At 43.4% G+C, this 18340-nt stretch carries 17 protein-coding genes; 3 read left to right on the top strand and 14 right to left on the bottom strand.

From position 1 onward, the window contains the following. Nucleotides 1-19: 19 nt before the first annotated feature. Complete coding sequence (locus AC3WTB_RS13790; protein ID WP_268473131.1) at nucleotides 20-1336, top strand: amino acid permease; 1317 nt, start codon at nucleotides 20-22, stop codon at nucleotides 1334-1336. Here AC3WTB_RS13790 and AC3WTB_RS13785 read toward each other — a convergent pair. The 7 genes from AC3WTB_RS13785 to AC3WTB_RS13755 all read right to left on the bottom strand — a co-directional run bounded on the left by AC3WTB_RS13785 (nucleotide 1331) and on the right by AC3WTB_RS13755 (nucleotide 8170). Continuing rightward, nucleotides 1331-2089, bottom strand: a complete 759-nt coding sequence (locus tag AC3WTB_RS13785; protein ID WP_410558868.1) for a YqcI/YcgG family protein — start codon at nucleotides 2087-2089, stop codon at nucleotides 1331-1333. The genes AC3WTB_RS13790 and AC3WTB_RS13785 overlap by 6 nt on opposite strands. Before the next feature lie 190 nt (nucleotides 2090-2279). After that, on the bottom strand, nucleotides 2280-2663 hold the full coding sequence (locus AC3WTB_RS13780) for a UPF0715 family protein (RefSeq protein ID WP_410558867.1): 384 nt from the start codon (nucleotides 2661-2663) through the stop codon (nucleotides 2280-2282). Nucleotides 2664-2970: 307 nt separating this feature from the next. Next, a complete protein-coding gene (locus AC3WTB_RS13775; RefSeq protein WP_099662870.1) occupies nucleotides 2971-3600 on the bottom strand; it encodes a LysE family translocator in 630 nt (209 codons plus the stop codon). A 115-nt stretch (nucleotides 3601-3715) separates the two neighbouring features. Next, a complete protein-coding gene (locus AC3WTB_RS13770; RefSeq protein ID WP_492333853.1) occupies nucleotides 3716-4906 on the bottom strand; it encodes an MFS transporter in 1191 nt (396 codons plus the stop codon). A gap of 54 nt (nucleotides 4907-4960) precedes the next feature. Continuing rightward, complete coding sequence (locus AC3WTB_RS13765) at nucleotides 4961-6007, bottom strand: Gfo/Idh/MocA family protein (RefSeq protein WP_492333852.1); 1047 nt, start codon at nucleotides 6005-6007, stop codon at nucleotides 4961-4963. Continuing rightward, nucleotides 6004-6870, bottom strand: coding sequence for an HAD-IIB family hydrolase (locus AC3WTB_RS13760; RefSeq protein ID WP_039176316.1), 867 nt, complete (start codon nucleotides 6868-6870; stop codon nucleotides 6004-6006). Before AC3WTB_RS13760 ends, AC3WTB_RS13765 begins: the two co-directional genes overlap by 4 nt. Continuing rightward, nucleotides 6845-8170, bottom strand: a complete 1326-nt coding sequence (locus tag AC3WTB_RS13755; RefSeq protein WP_341083145.1) for a DegT/DnrJ/EryC1/StrS family aminotransferase — start codon at nucleotides 8168-8170, stop codon at nucleotides 6845-6847. Before AC3WTB_RS13755 ends, AC3WTB_RS13760 begins: the two co-directional genes overlap by 26 nt. 109 nt (nucleotides 8171-8279) lie before the next feature. Here AC3WTB_RS13755 and AC3WTB_RS13750 point away from each other — a divergent pair, with 109 nt between their 5' ends. Further along, a complete protein-coding gene (locus tag AC3WTB_RS13750) occupies nucleotides 8280-9269 on the top strand; it encodes a LacI family DNA-binding transcriptional regulator (protein WP_492333851.1) in 990 nt (329 codons plus the stop codon). A gap of 49 nt (nucleotides 9270-9318) precedes the next feature. Here the strand turns inward: AC3WTB_RS13750 and AC3WTB_RS13745 are convergent, their stop codons facing one another. From AC3WTB_RS13745 to AC3WTB_RS13735, 3 genes are all read right to left on the bottom strand, one after another. Then, nucleotides 9319-10941, bottom strand: coding sequence for an L-lactate permease (locus AC3WTB_RS13745; RefSeq protein WP_064498610.1), 1623 nt, complete (start codon nucleotides 10939-10941; stop codon nucleotides 9319-9321). Between the two features lie 43 nt (nucleotides 10942-10984). Beyond that, nucleotides 10985-11932: an L-lactate dehydrogenase gene (locus AC3WTB_RS13740; RefSeq protein WP_064498609.1), complete on the bottom strand. Its 948-nt coding sequence runs from the start codon at nucleotides 11930-11932 to the stop codon at nucleotides 10985-10987. A 217-nt stretch (nucleotides 11933-12149) separates the two neighbouring features. Continuing rightward, the gene (locus AC3WTB_RS13735) at nucleotides 12150-13580 is read right to left on the bottom strand and encodes a YfcC family protein (protein WP_492333850.1); all 1431 of its coding nucleotides are present in this window, start codon (nucleotides 13578-13580) and stop codon (nucleotides 12150-12152) included. A gap of 153 nt (nucleotides 13581-13733) precedes the next feature. Between AC3WTB_RS13735 and AC3WTB_RS13730 the strand changes: the two genes are divergently transcribed. Continuing rightward, nucleotides 13734-14861: a M20 peptidase aminoacylase family protein gene (locus tag AC3WTB_RS13730; RefSeq protein WP_440601736.1), complete on the top strand. Its 1128-nt coding sequence runs from the start codon at nucleotides 13734-13736 to the stop codon at nucleotides 14859-14861. Nucleotides 14862-14909: 48 nt separating this feature from the next. Here the strand turns inward: AC3WTB_RS13730 and AC3WTB_RS13725 are convergent, their stop codons facing one another. The 4 genes from AC3WTB_RS13725 to opuAB form a co-directional block, all read right to left on the bottom strand. Then, nucleotides 14910-15632, bottom strand: coding sequence for an SDR family oxidoreductase (locus AC3WTB_RS13725; protein ID WP_492333849.1), 723 nt, complete (start codon nucleotides 15630-15632; stop codon nucleotides 14910-14912). A 110-nt stretch (nucleotides 15633-15742) separates the two neighbouring features. Next, a complete protein-coding gene (locus tag AC3WTB_RS13720) occupies nucleotides 15743-16498 on the bottom strand; it encodes an alpha/beta fold hydrolase (RefSeq protein WP_247544624.1) in 756 nt (251 codons plus the stop codon). 106 nt (nucleotides 16499-16604) lie between these two features. After that, on the bottom strand, nucleotides 16605-17486 hold the full coding sequence (locus AC3WTB_RS13715; protein WP_039176296.1) for a glycine betaine ABC transporter substrate-binding protein: 882 nt from the start codon (nucleotides 17484-17486) through the stop codon (nucleotides 16605-16607). Beyond that, complete coding sequence (gene opuAB, locus AC3WTB_RS13710) at nucleotides 17486-18331, bottom strand: glycine/proline betaine ABC transporter permease subunit OpuAB (RefSeq protein WP_039182966.1); 846 nt, start codon at nucleotides 18329-18331, stop codon at nucleotides 17486-17488. Before opuAB ends, AC3WTB_RS13715 begins: the two co-directional genes overlap by 1 nt. Between the last annotated feature and the right edge of the window lie 9 nt (nucleotides 18332-18340).

The raw sequence follows: 18340 nt of genomic DNA, 5'->3' as shown, positions 1-18340 counted from the left end.
GAAAGGTGTTGCACTTGCATTGAAAGAAGAACAATCTTTATCTTGGTGGCAGCTTTCTCTCATCGGAGTCGGCTGTACAATTGGCACTGGGTTCTTCCTTGGTTCCAGCATCGCCATTACAAAATCCGGTTATTCCGTCTGCATCTCCTTTTTGCTTGCTGCGGTCGGAACGTATCTCGTTTTTAAACATTTGGCTGCGATGACAGCCGATAATCCTGATAAAGGGTCATTTTGTTCCTATGCTCGTAAAGCATATGGACGCTGGGCAGGGTTTAGCAATGGCTGGGTGTATTGGTTTGCAGAAATGCTGATTACAGGAAGTCAGTTAACGGCCATTTCTCTATTTACCCGTCACTGGTTTCCTTCTGTTCCGCTTTGGGTGTTTTCTGCAATTTATTCCGCTCTTGCCCTGCTCGTCATTATCATTGGGCTTTCTTCTTTTCAAAAGACAGAAAATGTTCTTGCGGTACTGAAAACAGCGGCGATTTTTCTGTTTATGATTCTTGCGGTGCTTGTATTATTCGGCATTTTGACAGAACATAAACCGACCCTTCATCTGCCTAATAAGGATCACGAATGGATGCCTCTTGGTCCGCTTGGTCTTTGGAATGGTTTGATTTATGCGTTTTATGCTTTTGGGGGGATTGAAGTCATGGGGCTGATGGCGGTTCATTTAAAGGACCCGAAGGATGCGGCAAAGGCTGGGCGTGTCATGCTGATCATTCTAGCAGTCATCTATATCGTCTCAATCGGACTTGCTCTCTTGCTTGTCCCAGTGACAGCCTTTAATGAGAACAGCAGTCCATTTATTACTTCATTAGAGCCGTTTCATTTATCGATCTTTCTTCATATCTTTAATGGCATTTTTATCATTGCCGGTTTTTCGACATTGGTTGCCTCTCTCTATGCAGTCACAACGCTGCTCGGCACAATGTCAGAGCATCAGGATGCACCTGCTTGCTTTAAACAAAAAGATCCATCGCATGTGAGATGGTCTTCGATTATCTTAACTGCTGCTGGCTTAATTGTCTCGATTTTGCTAGCACTCTTTTTGTCCAAACACATCTACGAGCATCTCACAACAGCAGCCGGTCTTACTTTGCTGTATACATGGATCTTTATTCTGTTCTCAAGTAAAAAGCTATCCAAGCCATCCACTCGCCAAACGTGTGAAATGATTCTTGCGCTGCTCTTAATTGGAGCCGCCGTTTCAGGCACATTAACAGAGACAAGCGGACGACCTGGCTTTTTTATCAGCCTTGGGATCATTGCAGTGATTGCCGTCATGGTGCTATTTATGAGGAAAAAGTGGAAGCAGGATCAGACCGCATCATAATTTCATCATGTTTTTTAATGCAGTAAATGGACATTTGGCGGAGGCTGGTTTCTCCGCCTCTTCATCTGGGAGAAAGTACTGCTTCCATTCATGATTGGTCGGATCTCCGTACCATTTTAATGATGGATGAACACTGACCTCATCATATGCTTTGAGCCGCTTGCGAACGAGCTGGCTCATTTTTTGTCCAAACTTGGTCGATCCATTCAATTTCTCAAACACCCATCTAGGCTGAAATGCCATCATGACATAAGGGAAGTGGCGGCTTTTTCTGAGCTTGTGAGCAGGTGTGGAACATAAAATAAAATACGCTTCCCCATGGAAGCAATACTCCCACTCATGATGATGAGTATCTAGCGGAATCTCCTCAGGCCATGGTTCTTCATCTTTATGATGCAGCCGTTGAAGCAGCGACCAAAACTGCTGCTCAAACTCTTCCAGTGAACTTCCCTTTAAATCCTGCGGTGTTTCAAAAAAGCAGATAAATGAAGCATATTGACCGGTTTCTTTCGCACAGCCTTTGTATTCTCTAAGCAGCTGGGCTAATTCATCCACTGCTTCCTCTTCCCTCGGGTCACCAACAAACCCATAGCGTAAATGATCGAGAAAAAATCCCTGTCTCCCGGGTACACAAGGGAATGTATCTGCTTCATCTCCGACCATCTCGCCAAATTGTGTGAAAGCATCCTGCTTCCATTCTTCTAGTGATCGTAGATTTTGATCAAGGCAACTTTTTGCATACAGCTGGGCCATTTCCTTCCACCTCGTTTTAGCGTCTTCTCCACAGCCTATGAGGTGGAAATGGCTGTGGTGACTGTCCTTCCACGACTTTCCTTGCGCATGACAAGATGGGGTCTCCATTCAAATTGAGTAGGTATTTGTTTCTTTTATTCTATTATGTAGATGAACCTAGCGTTAGTTAATAGAGCGCCTTTCGTTATTTCTACGATCGGCTCTTCATCAAAAAGACGGAATCCAGCACCCAATAAATAAGGGCTGCGCAGAAGCTAAACAAATAAACTTTATAGCTGATGAACACAACAAGTCCATAATCAATCCATAAAGCCAAAGCCGAGCAAACCACCCATGCCGCAATAAAATAAATCAATAAATCACGGCTTCGAAATCTTTTAGGATGCCGGTGTAAAACAATCTGAATTGGTACAGCAAAAATGACATAAGCAAGCAAAATGAACAGACTGGTCATCTCCACATAACTGAAGCCCACTTCAGGCGGCATAAATAAAAACGTATAAACGAATGTTGCTGTGATGACTGATAAAATCAACATACACAAATAATTAAATACTGGCAGAAACATACGCATAGCAGAAGCTCCTTCAATCCATTTTCTATTCCACATTATTCAAGAATGTGTTATGTCTGTCAATCCTTACAAAAAAACAGACTGAATGTATCAGTCTGCTTCAGATTACTGACAAAGGGCTAAAATGATTTTTTATTTTAGTCCTTTGTCTTCTTTTCAGCGTGATAGAAAACCTTTGCAGCCCTAGAAAGGACGAGCATCGGAGCGGAGCGAATTTGACATTCGTGAGCACCGGCGCGCAGGACTGACACCGAATGCGAGGGTTTGTCTACACGCTGAAACAGACTGAATGTGTCAGTCTGTTTTTCTACCCAATCAACGCCATAATCCCTTGATACCCAAAATAGACGCCAAAACCAAGTAAAGATAGACCTGCAAGAACGGATAAGCCATGTAACACACGTTCACTTAAATAACGCCTAAACGAACTAGCTAGCAGTGCCATGCTGAAATCCCAGATCAGCATGCCGATAAAAATAGCCATACTATACATGAGCATTTGGGAAGCTCCATACTTTTCGATCGTATTGGCTAAAATGCTGCCATAGATGCCAAGCCAAAACAAAATACTGAGCGGATTAGATAGAGAAATGAAAAATCCGGTCATGAACGAATGGCCAATTGATGTGTTACCGCTGTCCTTTTTCGGACTCTCCTGCAAATTGATTTTACGCAGACTTTCAATGCCGGTATAGGTCAGAACGAAAAAGCCGAACAGCCACAAAAAGGTTTTTACAAGAGGTGCAGTCAAAAGCTGGGCTACACCAAAATAGATGAGAAGCATATAGACAATATCCGCAGCCATAGCCCCCACACCAAAAATCCAAGCATGCCAAAATCCACTTTTAATGCCTCTGTCGATTTGGGCTGCATTGACTGGCCCAACAGGCGCTGAAAGTGACAACCCTAAAAAGATATAACCAAAAAACACCGCCACATAGACGTCCTCCTTTTGATGCTGACTTGTACATGTTATTCAAACTTTCTGCGTTTTAGTACAAGTCCTTTGTCATCATTTCAGGCGGACCTTGGGGAGCGGCTTGATCATGTGCTTAGCGATCTGCTTTCAGTTCCGTCTGCTGCGCGTGTACCGTTTCTTTTTTCTTAGAACGATTCATTTGAATCGCAGCTGCAAACAGAAGAACAGCTAAGAAAGCAAATACAAAGACGGCACTTGCCGCTCCTGCCCATTCCAGACTAAATCCAATCAAAAAGGACAAGCAGGCTCCGCCTAAGCTCGCGGCTGCAATAAAATAACTCGTCGCCTCATCGATGGCATTTTCAATCATTAAGGCAGATGCTGTCAGTGCGATTGGGAACATGCCAGCTGCGCAAAGCCCGATGAAAAAGATGAGGATCAGCTGCGCAGTAATGTGGGTTGTTAGAGCGAATATCACAAGCAGCAAAATCATCAGTGATGCGCTTAGCTTTAAAAAACGCAGCGGGTGCAGCTGATCAGCTTTTCTCGCAATCACAGTCCTGCCAATGACGATCGCTGTCCAGAAAGTAGAGACCGCAAAGAGGCCCCAATTTTCTCCCCCCTTTTCCAGCATGATCGACGGCAAAAAGTTCGCAAAGTTCGTTTCAATCCCTGCGTAGAAAAAGGCAAAACAAATCATAATGACCACGATCATTCGATTATTTCGATCAAGAAGCAAGGACGGTTTCCTCATCCCTCCTGTGGAAGGAGCATCCATCTGTCCATGAGGCAGTTTGTTCATAAAAACAAGCCATAGCATGAGGAAAAATGTCAGCGCACCCACCTGAAATAAAAACACATACTGCCATGTCTGCTCTGTGACAGTCAGCAAAATCACTAGCGGAAATAACAGTGCACCTAATCCAAAAAAGACCTCCATGATACTGATTCGCTTAGCACTATTAGCCATCGAAATGACATACGCTCCGGCTGTTGTCTCAAGACTGCCTGCGCCGCTCCCAAGAAAAAAACCTGCCAGCACAAGCGTCGTCCAGCCTGGCACCAACAGCCCCAGCAGAAGTGACCCAATCATCAGCAAAAGACCCATCGTCAGCACAGCGCCATAGCCTTTTTTTCTCACTAGAATGGGGGATAGCAGAACACCTGTCAAAAAACCAATAAATTGAAAAAAAATTAAAGATGATAATTCCCCGGGACCCTTATCATAACTCGACAGCAAATAAGGCGTTAAGCTGCCAAAGAACACATGAATGGTCCCAATAAAAAAATAAAAGACACAGCCAAAATAAAATACCTTTTTCATCTTTTCACTTCCTCTAAAAAGGAGCGGAGTCATGACATCCTCCGCTCCACCTCTTTAATATGCCTGAGCAGAGACAACTGCCTCTTCCCTCTCAAAGCATGTATTGAGCGCAGCCTGCGCGCGATAACCATCTTCAAAATCAGCGACCTTCATATGAGTTGGGTATGGATCAGTATTCACCCAATGCATCAGCTGATCGCGGAATGTATCGGACCATCCGTAAAATTCATTCGGCGGATCTGTCAGCAAGGTTTGCGGCATTTGATGACGCTCCGCACACAATCCATCACTGATCTCATATTCGTTTTTCATGTTCGTATGGTATTTGAATACCTTGTCATGACCAACGACTTCTACACTAAATCCACATTCCTCAGGCTGCGTACTTTTGGATGTCACCAAATGAAAGAACACTTGATTCTCCATCTGCCCGAAAATTTCGGTATGATCATCCACCTGTACCTTTTTCTCTTCTTTTTCCTTTACACGTGTCAGCATCTTGGTGTTAAGTGATTCTTTCTTCATTTCACTGCCAAATAAGTACCACAGCATATCAATCAAATGAATGCCAAGATCTCCTAGCGCACCGCTCGTACGCAGACTTTCGCCGCTGTCTCTCCATGAAAATGTCTTTCTTCTGAGGGCACTGTTTTTCTTAAAATGAGTTCTGACGGTCAAAATACGGCCTAATTCTCCGTTGGCAATCAAGTTCTTCAATATATTCACAAAGGATAAATAACGATAGTTAAAGCCCATACTGGCTTGAACTTGGAACTGTTTGGCTGTCTCTACCATTTCCTTCGCTTCCTTCAGCGACACAGCCATCGGTTTTTCACATAAAATCGGCTGTCCTGCTCTTAGCGACTGAAGGGCATGGTCCTTATGACAAAAATTAGGGGAAGCAATGATCAACCCATCAGATGCATCTGCAAGTGTCTCGATACTTGAATACACACGTCCGCCGTACTGTTTAATGAATCCCTGTGCGACCGACTCATGCAAATCATAGACACCGGATAATTCTGCACCTTTGATCGTTGATAATGCTCTTGCATGTGCTTTTGCAATATTCCCTGCTCCAACAATTCCAATTTTCTTCATGAATGTGCCTCCTCATGTTTATACATCACTGTTTTCAGAGTTTCATAGATTCCTTTTGCATACCCATGATGACAAATTTGGTGATGGTGCCGTTTGGCTTCGCCTGTCGCATTTTGGACAAGGAAACCGTGCGTGACGGATTGAAGCATCCGCAAATCGTTCCCACTATCACCAAACGCAAAGCCTTGATCTTTCGATAGATCATATTGGTTCAGCATAAAGCGGACAATTTCATCCTTCCCTGTTCCTACTGGTAAAAAATCGACATCATAGCAATCCGCAGGATCTCCTGCAAGCGGGTTGCATTTGTTGATGTTGACCGCCACACCCCGCTCTTTAGCCAGTGTTTGGATAAATGATAGATGATGAAGATCCGTCCGTTCATCCTGCTCCTGATAATAGAAATTCTTTTTATACCCTGAGCTGCCCAGCTGCGTTTGCGGTCTAAGAGAAATGCCCTTTTCTCGGACAGTTTCCAGGATGTCTTCGATTTTTTCATCTGAAAAGCCCTGTGCATCCAGCCGCTTCATCCACTCTGCATCTGGCTGTCCAAAATGAACATCCGACGTATATACAATCTCAGTCCCTAAGTTCGACGCAATGAAATGCGGGAATTGATGAAACCCGCCTTTTTCCATTTTGCTCGTGACAGAATCGAGGCTGCTTCCCGTCACCCAGCCCAGCAAAAGCTGTCCCGCTTCACTCTTTTCTGCTACAAAGGCTTCCAGCCGCTTGACATCCTCTCTCTGCTCCTCTGTCATTTCGTGAGAATAATACGTTTCATCAAAATCACAGAAGACGATCCACTGCGGATTCTTCGGCTGATTCAGTAGTTTTTTATTGAATGGAAGACTTGATAACATGATGAACCCCCTCGATGACCTTCTCCTGATCTTGCAGCGGCATTCCTGGGTAAAGCGGCAGGTGAAGTAATTGCTGCGCTGCCTTTTCCGTGTGCGGTAGTATTGTTTGTCTATACTTTTGAGAAACAAGATTTGTTTGATGCTGATGCGATAGGATCGGGTAATAGACATCCGTCTCTATGCCCATTTCCAGCAATTTCGCTGCAAGTTCATCTCGGTCTCCCTTCAGTACTCTAATCGGGAATAGATGCCATACATGGTCATCCGTCAGCTTCGGAAGCTTCATGTATCCTTCATCCTCAAGCGTTTGCAGCTGGTCAATATATCGCTTGGCTAAGTAAAAACGTTTAAAGTTTTGCAGTCCTAAATACTTCATTCGTTCGAGTCCGATCGCTGCCTGCAAATTATCAATTTTGGAATTAAAGCCGTAGTCACTGCGTTTGACATTTTTCTTTCCAGATTCAAAGCCGTGATAGCTGATCTCCATGCATTTTTCCGCTAAGGCCTCATCGTTTGTAGCGATGGCGCCTGCCTTTCCGCAGACCCCAAGGTTTTTGTATGGATTAAAGCTGAGAACAAGTCCATCTCCATAAGCACCAAGGCCACTGCTGCCAATCGCTTGACAGCCATCTTCAATGATTTTCAAACCATGCTGTTTCGCAATCGCCGAAATAGCCTTCATATCCGCTTGCTTTCCATATAAATGAACCGGTAGAATGCATACCGTTTTATCTGTGATATGCTTCTCTATTTCACTCGCTGCGAGGCAGTAGGTTTCTGGATCAATATCGGCATAAACCGGAACAGCCCCAATGGCAAGCACTGCATTTTCTGTTGCAGCAAAGCTGTTGGCTGGCAAAATTACCTCGTCTCCCGGATGGACGCCTGCTGATATGAGACTGATCATCAAGGCATCTGTTCCGCTTGACGTGGCTATGACATATTTTTTCCCTAAGTACGCAGCAATCGCCTTTTCAAAGGTCGGAATATATGGCCCTGAAGTAAAACGGCCAGAGCTCAATACTTCCTTCAACACCAGCATAATATCATCGATTTCATCCTCTGAAATCAGTTTATCAACTGGCAGAAACGGTATCTTTTTTTCCTTATTTTGTTTATAATGGAAGAGAATTTTTTCCAAACCTGTGCGTTCTATATCTTGCTCAAGAAACGTCACTAGCTTTTCATTTGCTAGATGCTTTTCAACTGAATCGGCCTTTACTTGAACACCTTGATTGATCATATCCAGCAAAGGAAGATAATCCTTGCTTTTACCTGATATCTTCGTCAATATTTGCATTCCATTCCCTCCAATTAATCAATTCCTTTTGTTAATATTTAACTTGTTTCACATTGTAAATGATGTTATCGATTTCAGAACAATAACTTTGTGTAAAGGATTTGTTAATATGTGTACAATTTATGAAATTGCTAAACGCTGCGGGGTTTCAACCACCACCGTTTCCAGAGTGCTAAACCATCACCCATATGTGTCAGAAGAAAAGCGGCAGCTCATCTTACAGGTGATGAAAGAAATGGAATATACACCGAGTTCAGCAGCCCGCACACTAAGGTCACATCAGACAAAAACCATTGCTGTGTCTGTCCCAGCTGTGGACCATCCTTTTTTTGCACAATTGATTAAAGGCATTTCAAAAGAAGCCCTTGATCAAGGATATAAAGCCATCGTGCTTCAGACGTTTTATCAAGAGGCATTAGAGCTTGAAGGACTTCAATTATTAAAAAGAAGAGAAGTAGATGGGGTTATATTGGGGGCGTTAGAAAATACATGGGAGAAAATTGAGCCATTTTTAACGAACGGCCCCATTGTCATGGCAAATGAATATCATCAAACAGCAAATATCCCGATTATTGGATACGATGAACGGGAAGCCGCCTATAAAGCGGTCGACTACTTGATTCGGTCGGGGCGAAAATCGATTGGGTTTTGCTTTGATACAGAAAGCAGTGAAGCGCAGAAACAAAGAAAACAGGGCTATCTTGATGCACTCTCTGCTCACGGTTTACCGCTGCAAGATGATTGGCTGTTTGGAGAGGCTTTTACGATTGAAGACGGCTTTCGCTTAATGGAGGTCATTCATCACATGACGGATTCGCCTGATGCCATTTTCACCGGTAATGATCAAGTTGCAGCAGGGCTCATTAAACAGGCCATTTCATATGGCTATCAAATCCCCGAGGATCTAGCGGTCATCGGCTATGACAACCAAGACATATGCGAAGTGACAGCTCCAACGATCACCACGATTGACATACCGATCGTAGAGCTTGGCCAGCGGTCAGTACAGCAAATGATCGCACTTCTGCAAGACCAAAAACCATTACAGCGCGAACATATCCAGCTGCCTACCCAGCTCGTGACAAGAGAATCTACATAAAGAAAAAGACTGAGAGAAATCTCAGTCTTTTTTATACCTATATATCAACCTATAAAAATTGAGCAAGAATGAATGTCCATATACATACAATGCCGAGCAGAATGAAGCTGTACTTCACGGTCTTTTTGAAGAGCTCAGATTCTTTCCCTGTTTCTCCAACAGCTGCTGTAGCGATAGCGATAGATTGTGGAGAAATTAATTTCGCCATCACACCACCAGTCGTGTTCGCCCCAATTAACAAACCTGCCTGTGAGCCGATTTGAGAAGCAGTGACCGCTTGAAGGTTACCGAATAAGGCGTTGTTACTCACGACAGACCCCGTAATAAACACACCGATCCAGCCCAGCACTGGGCTGACAAGCGGGAACAAATCGCCTGTTTTGGCAAGAGCAAGTCCAATCGCAGAACTTAGTCCAGCAAAGTTCGCCAGGTTGGCAAAGCCCATCACAAAACAAATGGTAAGAACGGGGAGCCAAAGCTCTTTCACCGCTGCTTTTAAGCAGGCAGCGCCTTCTGTTAATGTAATATGTCTGCTAAACAGCCCTGTCAGCATCACCGCAATCAGAATGGCAGTACCCGTTGCACTGATGACATCAATTTTAAAGATCGCATCAATAGGTGTTTCCGTTTGTGCAATTGGTGGTAATTTCACAATTTGCTGATGTAAAAATGGCATTTTCACTAAAATGGTCGTCCAGTTAAGCGGTCCTCCTACAGCAAACAATGCTTTAAATGCTGGCAGGCTCCATATCGTAATAACAGCAGTTAAAATATAGAACGGAGACCATGCTTTCAGTATTTCAACGCCGCGATACGTTTGTTTCTGTTCAATATCTGGCGCTCCTTCTTCTCGATAAATGTGTTTTGGCTGCCATTTCCGAAGAAATAAAGCCAAAATACCCATACTTGCTAAGGCAGAAATAATATTGGCAAGCTCAGGACCCATCGTCACCATTGTAACAGCTTGCAAAATGGTATAGGTTCCACTCACAACAAGCAAGGCTGGCAGAGTTTCTTTGATTCCTTTGAATCCATCTACAATCAGAATGAGTAGGAACGGAATACAGAATGAAATAAACGGAATCGTATATACAAGGGTTTGAGATAACGCAAGCGGCGTCATATTGCCCATTTGCGCCCCTGTAATCACTGGGATTCCTACAGCACCAAATGCACCAGATGCAGCATTGGCAATTAAGCAGAGCATCGCAGCTTTCAGCGGTTTAAACCCAAGCTCTGTTAAGAGAGCGGCACTGATCGCAATCGGTACACCAAACCCAGCAGCACCTTCTAAAAATGCGTTAAAGCTAAAACCTATTAATAAGAGCTGAAGACGTTGATCTTGAGAGATTCCTGCAATACTAGAACGAATGACATCGAACTTACCAGATTTCACGGCAATTTTATAGAGCCATACCGCCATGATCACGATATATCCAATCGGCCACAGCCCATTAGATATACCGAGCAGCACAGCAGATAATGCCTTTTCAACTGGCATATGGAAGAAGAAAACAGCTGTTACAAAACTGACGATTAAGGTAAAACAAGCGGCTAAAACACCTTTTAACTTAAAAACGGTTAATGCAAGTAGGAAAAACAAGATTGGGAGCATTGCCACCAATGCACTGACGAATTCATTACCAAACGGATCATATATTTGCTGCCACATAGTGATTCATCCTTTTCTGCTCAGATAGGTTGCTTTTGATTGATTAAAAATGAGGAGCCAAAATCTCTTTTAACACATTCACACTGTGTGCAAATTTTTCTTTCTCTGTATCATCCAGAGCAAGCTCCATCACTTCTGTTGCACCATTTCGATTCACAAGGGCGGGTACACCAATGTAGACATCTTCTGCTCCGTACTCACCATCCAAGTAAGTGCTGACCGTTAAGATGCTGTTTTCATTGTGCAGGATCGCTCTTGTAATGCGGGCTAAACTCATTGCCACGCCGTAGTAAGTGGCGCCTTTTTTCTCAATGATTTGGTAAGCGGCATGACGGACATTTTCCATGATTTCATCTAAGTCTTCTTGTTTGTATTGATCATTTCTCTTCATTAATTCTGTAATTGGTACACTTCCGATATTCGCATGACTCCAAACAGCAAGCTCAGTATCCCCATGCTCGCCAATGATGTACGCATGCACATTGTGTGCCGCTGCTTCAAAATACTCACTGAGCATGTATCTAAATCTTGCCGTATCAAGCGTCGTACCACTGCCAATCACTCGTTCTTTTGGTAGTCCACTGAATTTCCAAGTCGCATATGTCAAAATATCAACTGGGTTCGTAGCAACTAAGAAAATGCCATCAAATCCGCTTTTCATCACATTGTCTACAATACCTTTAAATATATTTAAATTTTTCTCAACAAGGTCAAGTCTCGTTTCACCTGGCTTTTGGTTTGCGCCAGCACAGATACATACAATGTCTGCATCCTTACAATCCTCATAATCTCCATACCAAGTATTCACAGGATGCGGGGCAAATGCTTTTCCGTGGTTTAAATCCATCACGTCACCCATTGCTTTGTCTTGATTCAAATCGATAACAACCAATTCATCTGTGATCGCTTGATTTATTAATGTAAAGGCATAACTGCTGCCGACGAAACCTGCTCCAATAAGGGCTACTTTGTTTACTTTTTCGTTTGTCATTTATCTCATCCTCCTGAGTAAAACTAGGCTGTTTTTATTATGTGAAGTATTTCACATTATTATTGTGCAACACTTCACAAACTTTTGCAAGGGGGTTGCTCAAAAAAAATATGTAGCGAATTTGTGAACACATTTATTGTGCTTTCAAAGCGCTGGTTCCATACATATTTCCACAAGAAAAAAGCTGCCAAACGCTCTTCGGCAGCTTCATACATGTTTAATAAGGGCCCCAGTTGATCATGACCCCAATACAAATAAATACAAGACCAATGACAAACCAAATGAGGGCAAGCGGCACCATAAAACGCAGCCACTTTACATAAGGAATACCACTTGCAGCAAGCACAGCCATCAACACACCAGAAGTCGGATTGATACAGTTGACCACCCCTTCACCAAGCATTACCGCTTCTACAGCTACCTGTCTTGTGATGCCCATTAAATCAGCGAGCGGCGCAAGAATCGGGATAAAGACAACGGCTTCTCCTGATCCTGATGAAATCAAAAAGTGAAGAAGCGCACTCGCAATATACATCCCGATCGCACCAGCAATTGGACTAAAGCCTGTCAGCATACTCGCCAAGCCGTTGACCACTGTATCAAGCAGCTTCCCATTTTCTAAAATGACCGAAATACAGCGTGCCATCCCAACAATAAGTGCGCCGTATACAAGGCTTTGACAGCCTACAATAAACGTTTTCGCAATATCATTGGCCGCTAATCCTCCAAGCAAGCCAGCTACAATTGCCATAAAAATGAACACACCGGCCATTTCCTTATCGGTCCAGCCAAGCTGAAGTGCGCCATATAAGAAACCTCCAAGAGACAATCCGCACACCGCTAAAATCAGCTTATGTCTACCAGTGAATGCAGGCTTGTCCACAGATTCCGCATCTGCTCCGCCAAGCCCCTTAGCAGGAAACCATTGATCGCCAAGAATGCTTCCCTTTTCTTTATTCTTCAGACGTCTTGTATATAAATAGATGTACACAATACTAGAAATAAGGAAACAAAGATAAATGATGACACGCAGGCCAATGCCAGAAAAGATCGGCAGCTCTGCGATCGTTTGTGATAAACCTAATGGAGATGGAGATAAAATCGTTGCATTAAACCCTGCGTAACAGCCGATGTATATGACAGCCGCTCCTGCTACAGCATCCCATTTCAAGGATCGTGCCACAATGATGCCAATTGGAATAAATCCAATAACAGAGTTCACGACAATTCCGGTCGTTCCAAGGACTGAAAATAATCCCCCAACAATACAAATAAACAATAATTGCTTCGTTTGAAACCGGCTGATGACATGGTGAATCATCCCGTTAATAGCACCTGTCTTCTCCAAAATGGCAATGGTTCCGCCTGTAAATAGAATCAGAAAAATAATAGAAGCGGACCCTACCATTCCTTCTTGTATCGCAGTGAAAAAGCCAACTGGACTCACTGGTGATTGATCAATGCGGTGATAGCTGCCAGGAACGGCCGTTGTGATCTCCCCAGATGTCTTTCGATCAAACTCACCTGCTGGTACAAAATACGTTGCTATCGTACAAATCAGTGCAATCATAAATAAGAGAACATACGCATCCGGCATTTGAAGTTTTCGTTTCTGTTTCTCTGGTGCTGATACTGTCGCTGTTTTCATGTGTCAAAACCCCTTTGTCCCGATCGGAATTTCACTTAATTTTCAGAATAATCAAATGATGTGTTATATTATAAACACTGTTGATATTTAAGATCAATATTATTTCACTAAAATAATGTTTTGGCAGATTATCTGTCAGCAAGGAGGCTCTTCATGACAACTTTGACAAACGAAATGAAACAAACCGTGACAGACATCTTCGAACACTTGCATGCCCACCCAGAAATCAGCTGGGAAGAAACAGAAACGACTGCTTATATTGAAGGTATATTGAAAAAATTAGGCTGCAAAACTCAAACATTTGACGACTGTACAGGGGTGATCGGTGAAATTGGAGAAGGCGCACCAGTGGTCGCTGTGAGAGCCGATATTGATGCACTTTGGCAGGAAGTAGGTGGAGAGTTTCAAGCCAATCATTCATGTGGCCACGATGCACACATGACAATGGCTCTTGGCACCTTTATGGCATTAAAGGAAAAAGAACGCCCAAACGGCACAATTCGTTTCATCTTTCAGCCTGCCGAGGAAAGAGGCGGCGGTGCGCTGAAAATGATTGAAAAAGGTGTGCTGGCAGATGTCGATTACTTATATGGCGTACATGTGCGCCCAATTCAAGAAACATTAAACGGACGCTGCGCTCCTGCTATTTTGCACGGATCAAGTAATCATTATGTCGGCACCATTATCGGCGAGGAAGCGCACGGTGCACGTCCTCACCTTGGCATCAACGTAATAGAAGTGGCTTCAACCCTCGTGCAGAGACTCGCGCATATCCATGTCGATCCACGAGTCGCCCATTCTGTGAAAATGACCAATTTACATGCTGGCGGGGGCAGCTCAAACATCATCCCAGGCAAAGCTTCTTTTACATTAGATGTAAGGGCGCAAACAAACGAAGTAATGGATGAGCTAGAAAAAGAAATTGAAAGAGCAGTTCATTCTGTAGCGGATGCCTTTGGTGCTTCCATTACACTTTCAACAGACCATCGTCTGCCTGCCGCTACGTTAAATGAGGAAGCTGTCCAGATCATGTCTCATGCGATTGAACAGGTTTTAGGCCAAGAGCAGCTTGATCCCCCAATCGTCACAACAGGTGGAGAAGACTTTCACTTTTATGCAGCAAAGCTTCCGCATATCAAATCTACGATGCTCGGTTTAGGCTGTGATTTAAAGCCAGGTCTTCATCATCCGTACATGACCTTTGACCGCTCTGCAATCTTTACCGGCATTGAGATTTTGACTGAAGCTGTCTATCAAACGCTCCAGCAGCATTCATCATAAAATGAAAAAGCCACCCGCCTTCTCTTCAGGACGGGTGGTCGCTTTATATTATGCATTCAAATCTGCCATGGCTGGAACGTTGATTTCTTTCACACAAGATACCCTTGATAAGTGAATCACACATCTAGCAAGCTCCACAATATCCTGAACAGGGATTCTCGTTTCATCATATAGAGTAATGGCCTTTTCGGCTCCCTCTTCATACGGAACCTCTGCCGCCAGCTCTCCTGGATTGATACAGGTAACAGATATTTTATCTTTTCTCACATGCTCTCTCAGCGCATTCACAATTCCGCGCAGGCCAAATTTAGATGCAACAAACGAGACTTGCGGCAGGTTTGTATGATCGAGTCCAGCCGTTGAGCCAATCACGATGATTTTCCCATTCTCCGATTTCCTTACGTGCGGAAGCATTGCCTGGATGTACGTAATGGTTGAGGTGACATTCACATTAATTAAGTGCGCAATATCCTCTGGCTGATCGTGATCAAAGGAATAATCGTCTTCAAAGCCTCGTTTTTCCCATAAACCGACGTTATAAATAAGTACATCAATCGTCTTGTTCTCCAGTGCTTCGAGCATATAAGGGATATGTGTTTGGCTTGATAAGTCGATTTTCAGCCAAATTCTATGTACACCGTCATCTATGCTCAAACTGCTTGGTTCACTTCGCGACACAATCCAAACTGTATCTCCACTTGAAGGAAGACCCTTTACAAAAGCATCTCCTAATCCTTGACTTGCACCGAATATGATATAGTTTTTACTCATAGCTCCTCCTTCTATGGCACACAAACTGAAAGCGTTTTATACCTATATCATACAGATTCTAAGAGACCACCGCCTCTTTTATGCTTATCTTCACTTATTGATGGGCACGGCTACTGGATTTCCTTTAATTCCACTGGTAATGCACGTGCCTCTATAAAGCTTTTGATCATTTCTGTGAAAAGTTCTTTTTTCTCAAAAGTAAATGTATGTCCAATACCGGGAACGATGACACCTGCTGCCTTCGGATGTGAATTTGTTATTTTTTTTGCTGACCGTGTCATAATGCCTTTTTCTTTTTCTCCCACTGTGACAAGAATGCGTGCCTTTGCTTGCTGAAACGTGTCTGGGAGCCTGTAATGGAGGTTTTCTTGAAACATCGTAAGAAGGGTTTTCTTCTGCAGATGTTTCGATTCCGCCGCATAATGAGGCAGTACATGTTGCGGGAGCCCCATCTTTTCGGCTTGGAGCTGGATAAACCAATCTTTCTTTAATAATGGATACGTCAGTGGCAAGAGCGGTCTCACCATGAAATGGAGCCATGGCAGAGGCATCACGAGGGCGCTATTGATGACAGCGATGTCTACGATATCTGGCTCTCTTGATAACACATCAACGGCAATCTGTGCACCTAAAGAAAATCCAATCAGAATCACTTGACGGCCATTCGCGTTTTCCTTGATCCATGAGATGACTTCTTGGGCGCTTTCATTCATTGAAAATATCTGTTCTTTTGCTCTTGTCCCATGTCCAATGAGATCAGGGGCAAAGCATTCATACGTGTCCTTAAATATTTCAACCTGCTCCTGCCACATCCAGCTGCTTACTCCTCCACCATGCAGAAAAATCATGATTGACCTATCCATCATCGACGACAACTCCATCCTTCTATATAAGAAAAAAGCAGCCGCTTTTTGAGCAGACTGCTTTTTCCACATGCTCCCTTCTATTATAAGGGAACCATTACATCATTGACTATTTTTTCAAATCTTCAATGGAGTTTACGTTCTTCATATATTTCGGAACAACTAGCCCCATTCGAAGGCCTTTCATACTTGTACCAAGGTCATCATATTTTCCTTTAAACTTCGCTGCATACGTTTTATGCGTATTTGGCAGCCAAGCGGATAATGATGCATCCGCACTTCCGGTTGCAATTGCTGTCCACATTGGACCTGCTTCAACCTGAGTCAAAGTCACATTAAACCCGAGTTCACGCAATACTTCTGCCGCAACATTGGTACTTGCAATCTCACTATCCCAGGCAACGTAGGCAAGATTGACTTTTCCACCATTCGACTTTTTCACGCCTTTTGTCCATTTCGCTACTTGGTCTTTATGTTTTTTCACATATTTTATGGCAGCATCCTTTGGTTTCACACCATCTTGAATATCAATCATGACTTCGCCCATGTCATCTTGAGACCATTTAAACTGACTAAGCATTTTGGCTGCTTCCGGCTGATCCTTTGCAAAGCCTTTACGTGAAATCGTATGAATTTCTTCCGCTTCACCGTAAGATTTTTTTGGATCATCTAGATATTTTAAATCATAGCGGGAAAACATCCAGTGTGGATTCCAGCCAGTGATGATGATTGGCTTTTTACGGTCGTAAGATTTTTTGAGTGTTGCCGTCATAGCTGCACTTGATGCAGACACAACCGTCCAATCCTCTAAGCCGTAATCCTTTTTCGCTTGATCTGTCAGTGCCATAATCCCTGAACCTGGATCGATTCCGATAATGGTCTTATTCACCTGCTGTGCTGCACTCGCATTTGAATCTGTCTGCGCACCGCAAGCGGCTAGTAAAAAGACAAGCAGGGCGGTCATCCCAATGTAGAGAGACTTTTTCCACATTAAGCATTCCCCCTGGTTTTTTTCGTTTTAATGTTTTGTGTAATACGGTCAAGTGTAATCGCCACAATAACAATGGCAATACCTGCTTCAAAACCAATACCTGTTTTCAGCTGGGTTACCGCACTATATACTTCTGAACCAAGTCCTGGTGCACCCACCATTGCTGCAATAACGACCATTGATAGAGCCAGCATGATACTTTGGTTAATACCAGCTAAGATGGTTTTTGTTGCAAGTGGAAGCTGAACTTTGAATAAACGCTGGAATGTCGTTGAACCAAATGCTTCTGTTGCTTCAATTAAATCAGCTGGTACTTGTTTAATACCGAGAATGGTCATACGGATGGTTGGCGGCATGGAGAAGATAACCGATGCCACAACCCCAGGAACAACCCCAATATTAAAGAAGAAGATCGCTGGTAATAGATAAACGAATGCAGGCATTGTCTGCATTAAATCTAAAATAGGTGTCACAATTTTACGCACAGTTTCCTTCTGTGATGCCCAAATACCGATCGGAACCCCGATCACAATAGAAATGACCACAGCGGTCAAAACGAGCGCAAGTGTTTGAAGCATTGGATGCCAGTAGCCTAAATAGTCGATCAGTAAAAATCCAATAAGTGTGAAAAGAGCAACTCCTCTTGTACTGATCCACCAAGCAATGCCGGCAAAAATAAGGGTTAAAATAATGGATGGAATGACGCCAAGTGCAGCCACAATCCCATTTACTGTTCCTGCTAATCCATTTGTGATGCCATCAAAGAAACCACCAAACGTTAATGTTAACCAGTCAACAAATTGATCGATATATTCCGCAAACGGAATTCTAGGTAAATCACTCATACTAAACAT

The sequence above is a fragment of the Bacillus sp. EB106-04-04-XG123 genome (genome assembly GCF_058791855.1).
This window is presented reverse-complemented; position numbering and strand designations above follow the sequence as displayed.

Coding starts and splice junctions, on each gene's coding strand:
- AC3WTB_RS13785 (WP_410558868.1), bottom strand. CDS start 2,089: ATGGCCCAGCTGTATGCAAAAAGTTGCCTTGATCAAAATCTACGATCA.
- AC3WTB_RS13780 (WP_410558867.1), bottom strand. CDS start 2,663: ATGCGTATGTTTCTGCCAGTATTTAATTATTTGTGTATGTTGATTTTA.
- AC3WTB_RS13770 (WP_492333853.1), bottom strand. CDS start 4,906: ATGAAAAAGGTATTTTATTTTGGCTGTGTCTTTTATTTTTTTATTGGG.
- AC3WTB_RS13765 (WP_492333852.1), bottom strand. CDS start 6,007: ATGAAGAAAATTGGAATTGTTGGAGCAGGGAATATTGCAAAAGCACAT.
- AC3WTB_RS13760 (WP_039176316.1), bottom strand. CDS start 6,870: ATGTTATCAAGTCTTCCATTCAATAAAAAACTACTGAATCAGCCGAAG.
- AC3WTB_RS13755 (WP_341083145.1), bottom strand. CDS start 8,170: ATGCAAATATTGACGAAGATATCAGGTAAAAGCAAGGATTATCTTCCT.
- AC3WTB_RS13750 (WP_492333851.1), top strand. CDS start 8,280: ATGTGTACAATTTATGAAATTGCTAAACGCTGCGGGGTTTCAACCACC.
- AC3WTB_RS13745 (WP_064498610.1), bottom strand. CDS start 10,941: ATGTGGCAGCAAATATATGATCCGTTTGGTAATGAATTCGTCAGTGCA.
- AC3WTB_RS13740 (WP_064498609.1), bottom strand. CDS start 11,932: ATGACAAACGAAAAAGTAAACAAAGTAGCCCTTATTGGAGCAGGTTTC.
- AC3WTB_RS13735 (WP_492333850.1), bottom strand. CDS start 13,580: ATGAAAACAGCGACAGTATCAGCACCAGAGAAACAGAAACGAAAACTT.
- AC3WTB_RS13730 (WP_440601736.1), top strand. CDS start 13,734: ATGACAACTTTGACAAACGAAATGAAACAAACCGTGACAGACATCTTC.
- AC3WTB_RS13725 (WP_492333849.1), bottom strand. CDS start 15,632: ATGAGTAAAAACTATATCATATTCGGTGCAAGTCAAGGATTAGGAGAT.
- AC3WTB_RS13720 (WP_247544624.1), bottom strand. CDS start 16,498: ATGATGGATAGGTCAATCATGATTTTTCTGCATGGTGGAGGAGTAAGC.
- AC3WTB_RS13715 (WP_039176296.1), bottom strand. CDS start 17,486: ATGTGGAAAAAGTCTCTCTACATTGGGATGACCGCCCTGCTTGTCTTT.
- opuAB (WP_039182966.1), bottom strand. CDS start 18,331: ATGAGTGATTTACCTAGAATTCCGTTTGCGGAATATATCGATCAATTT.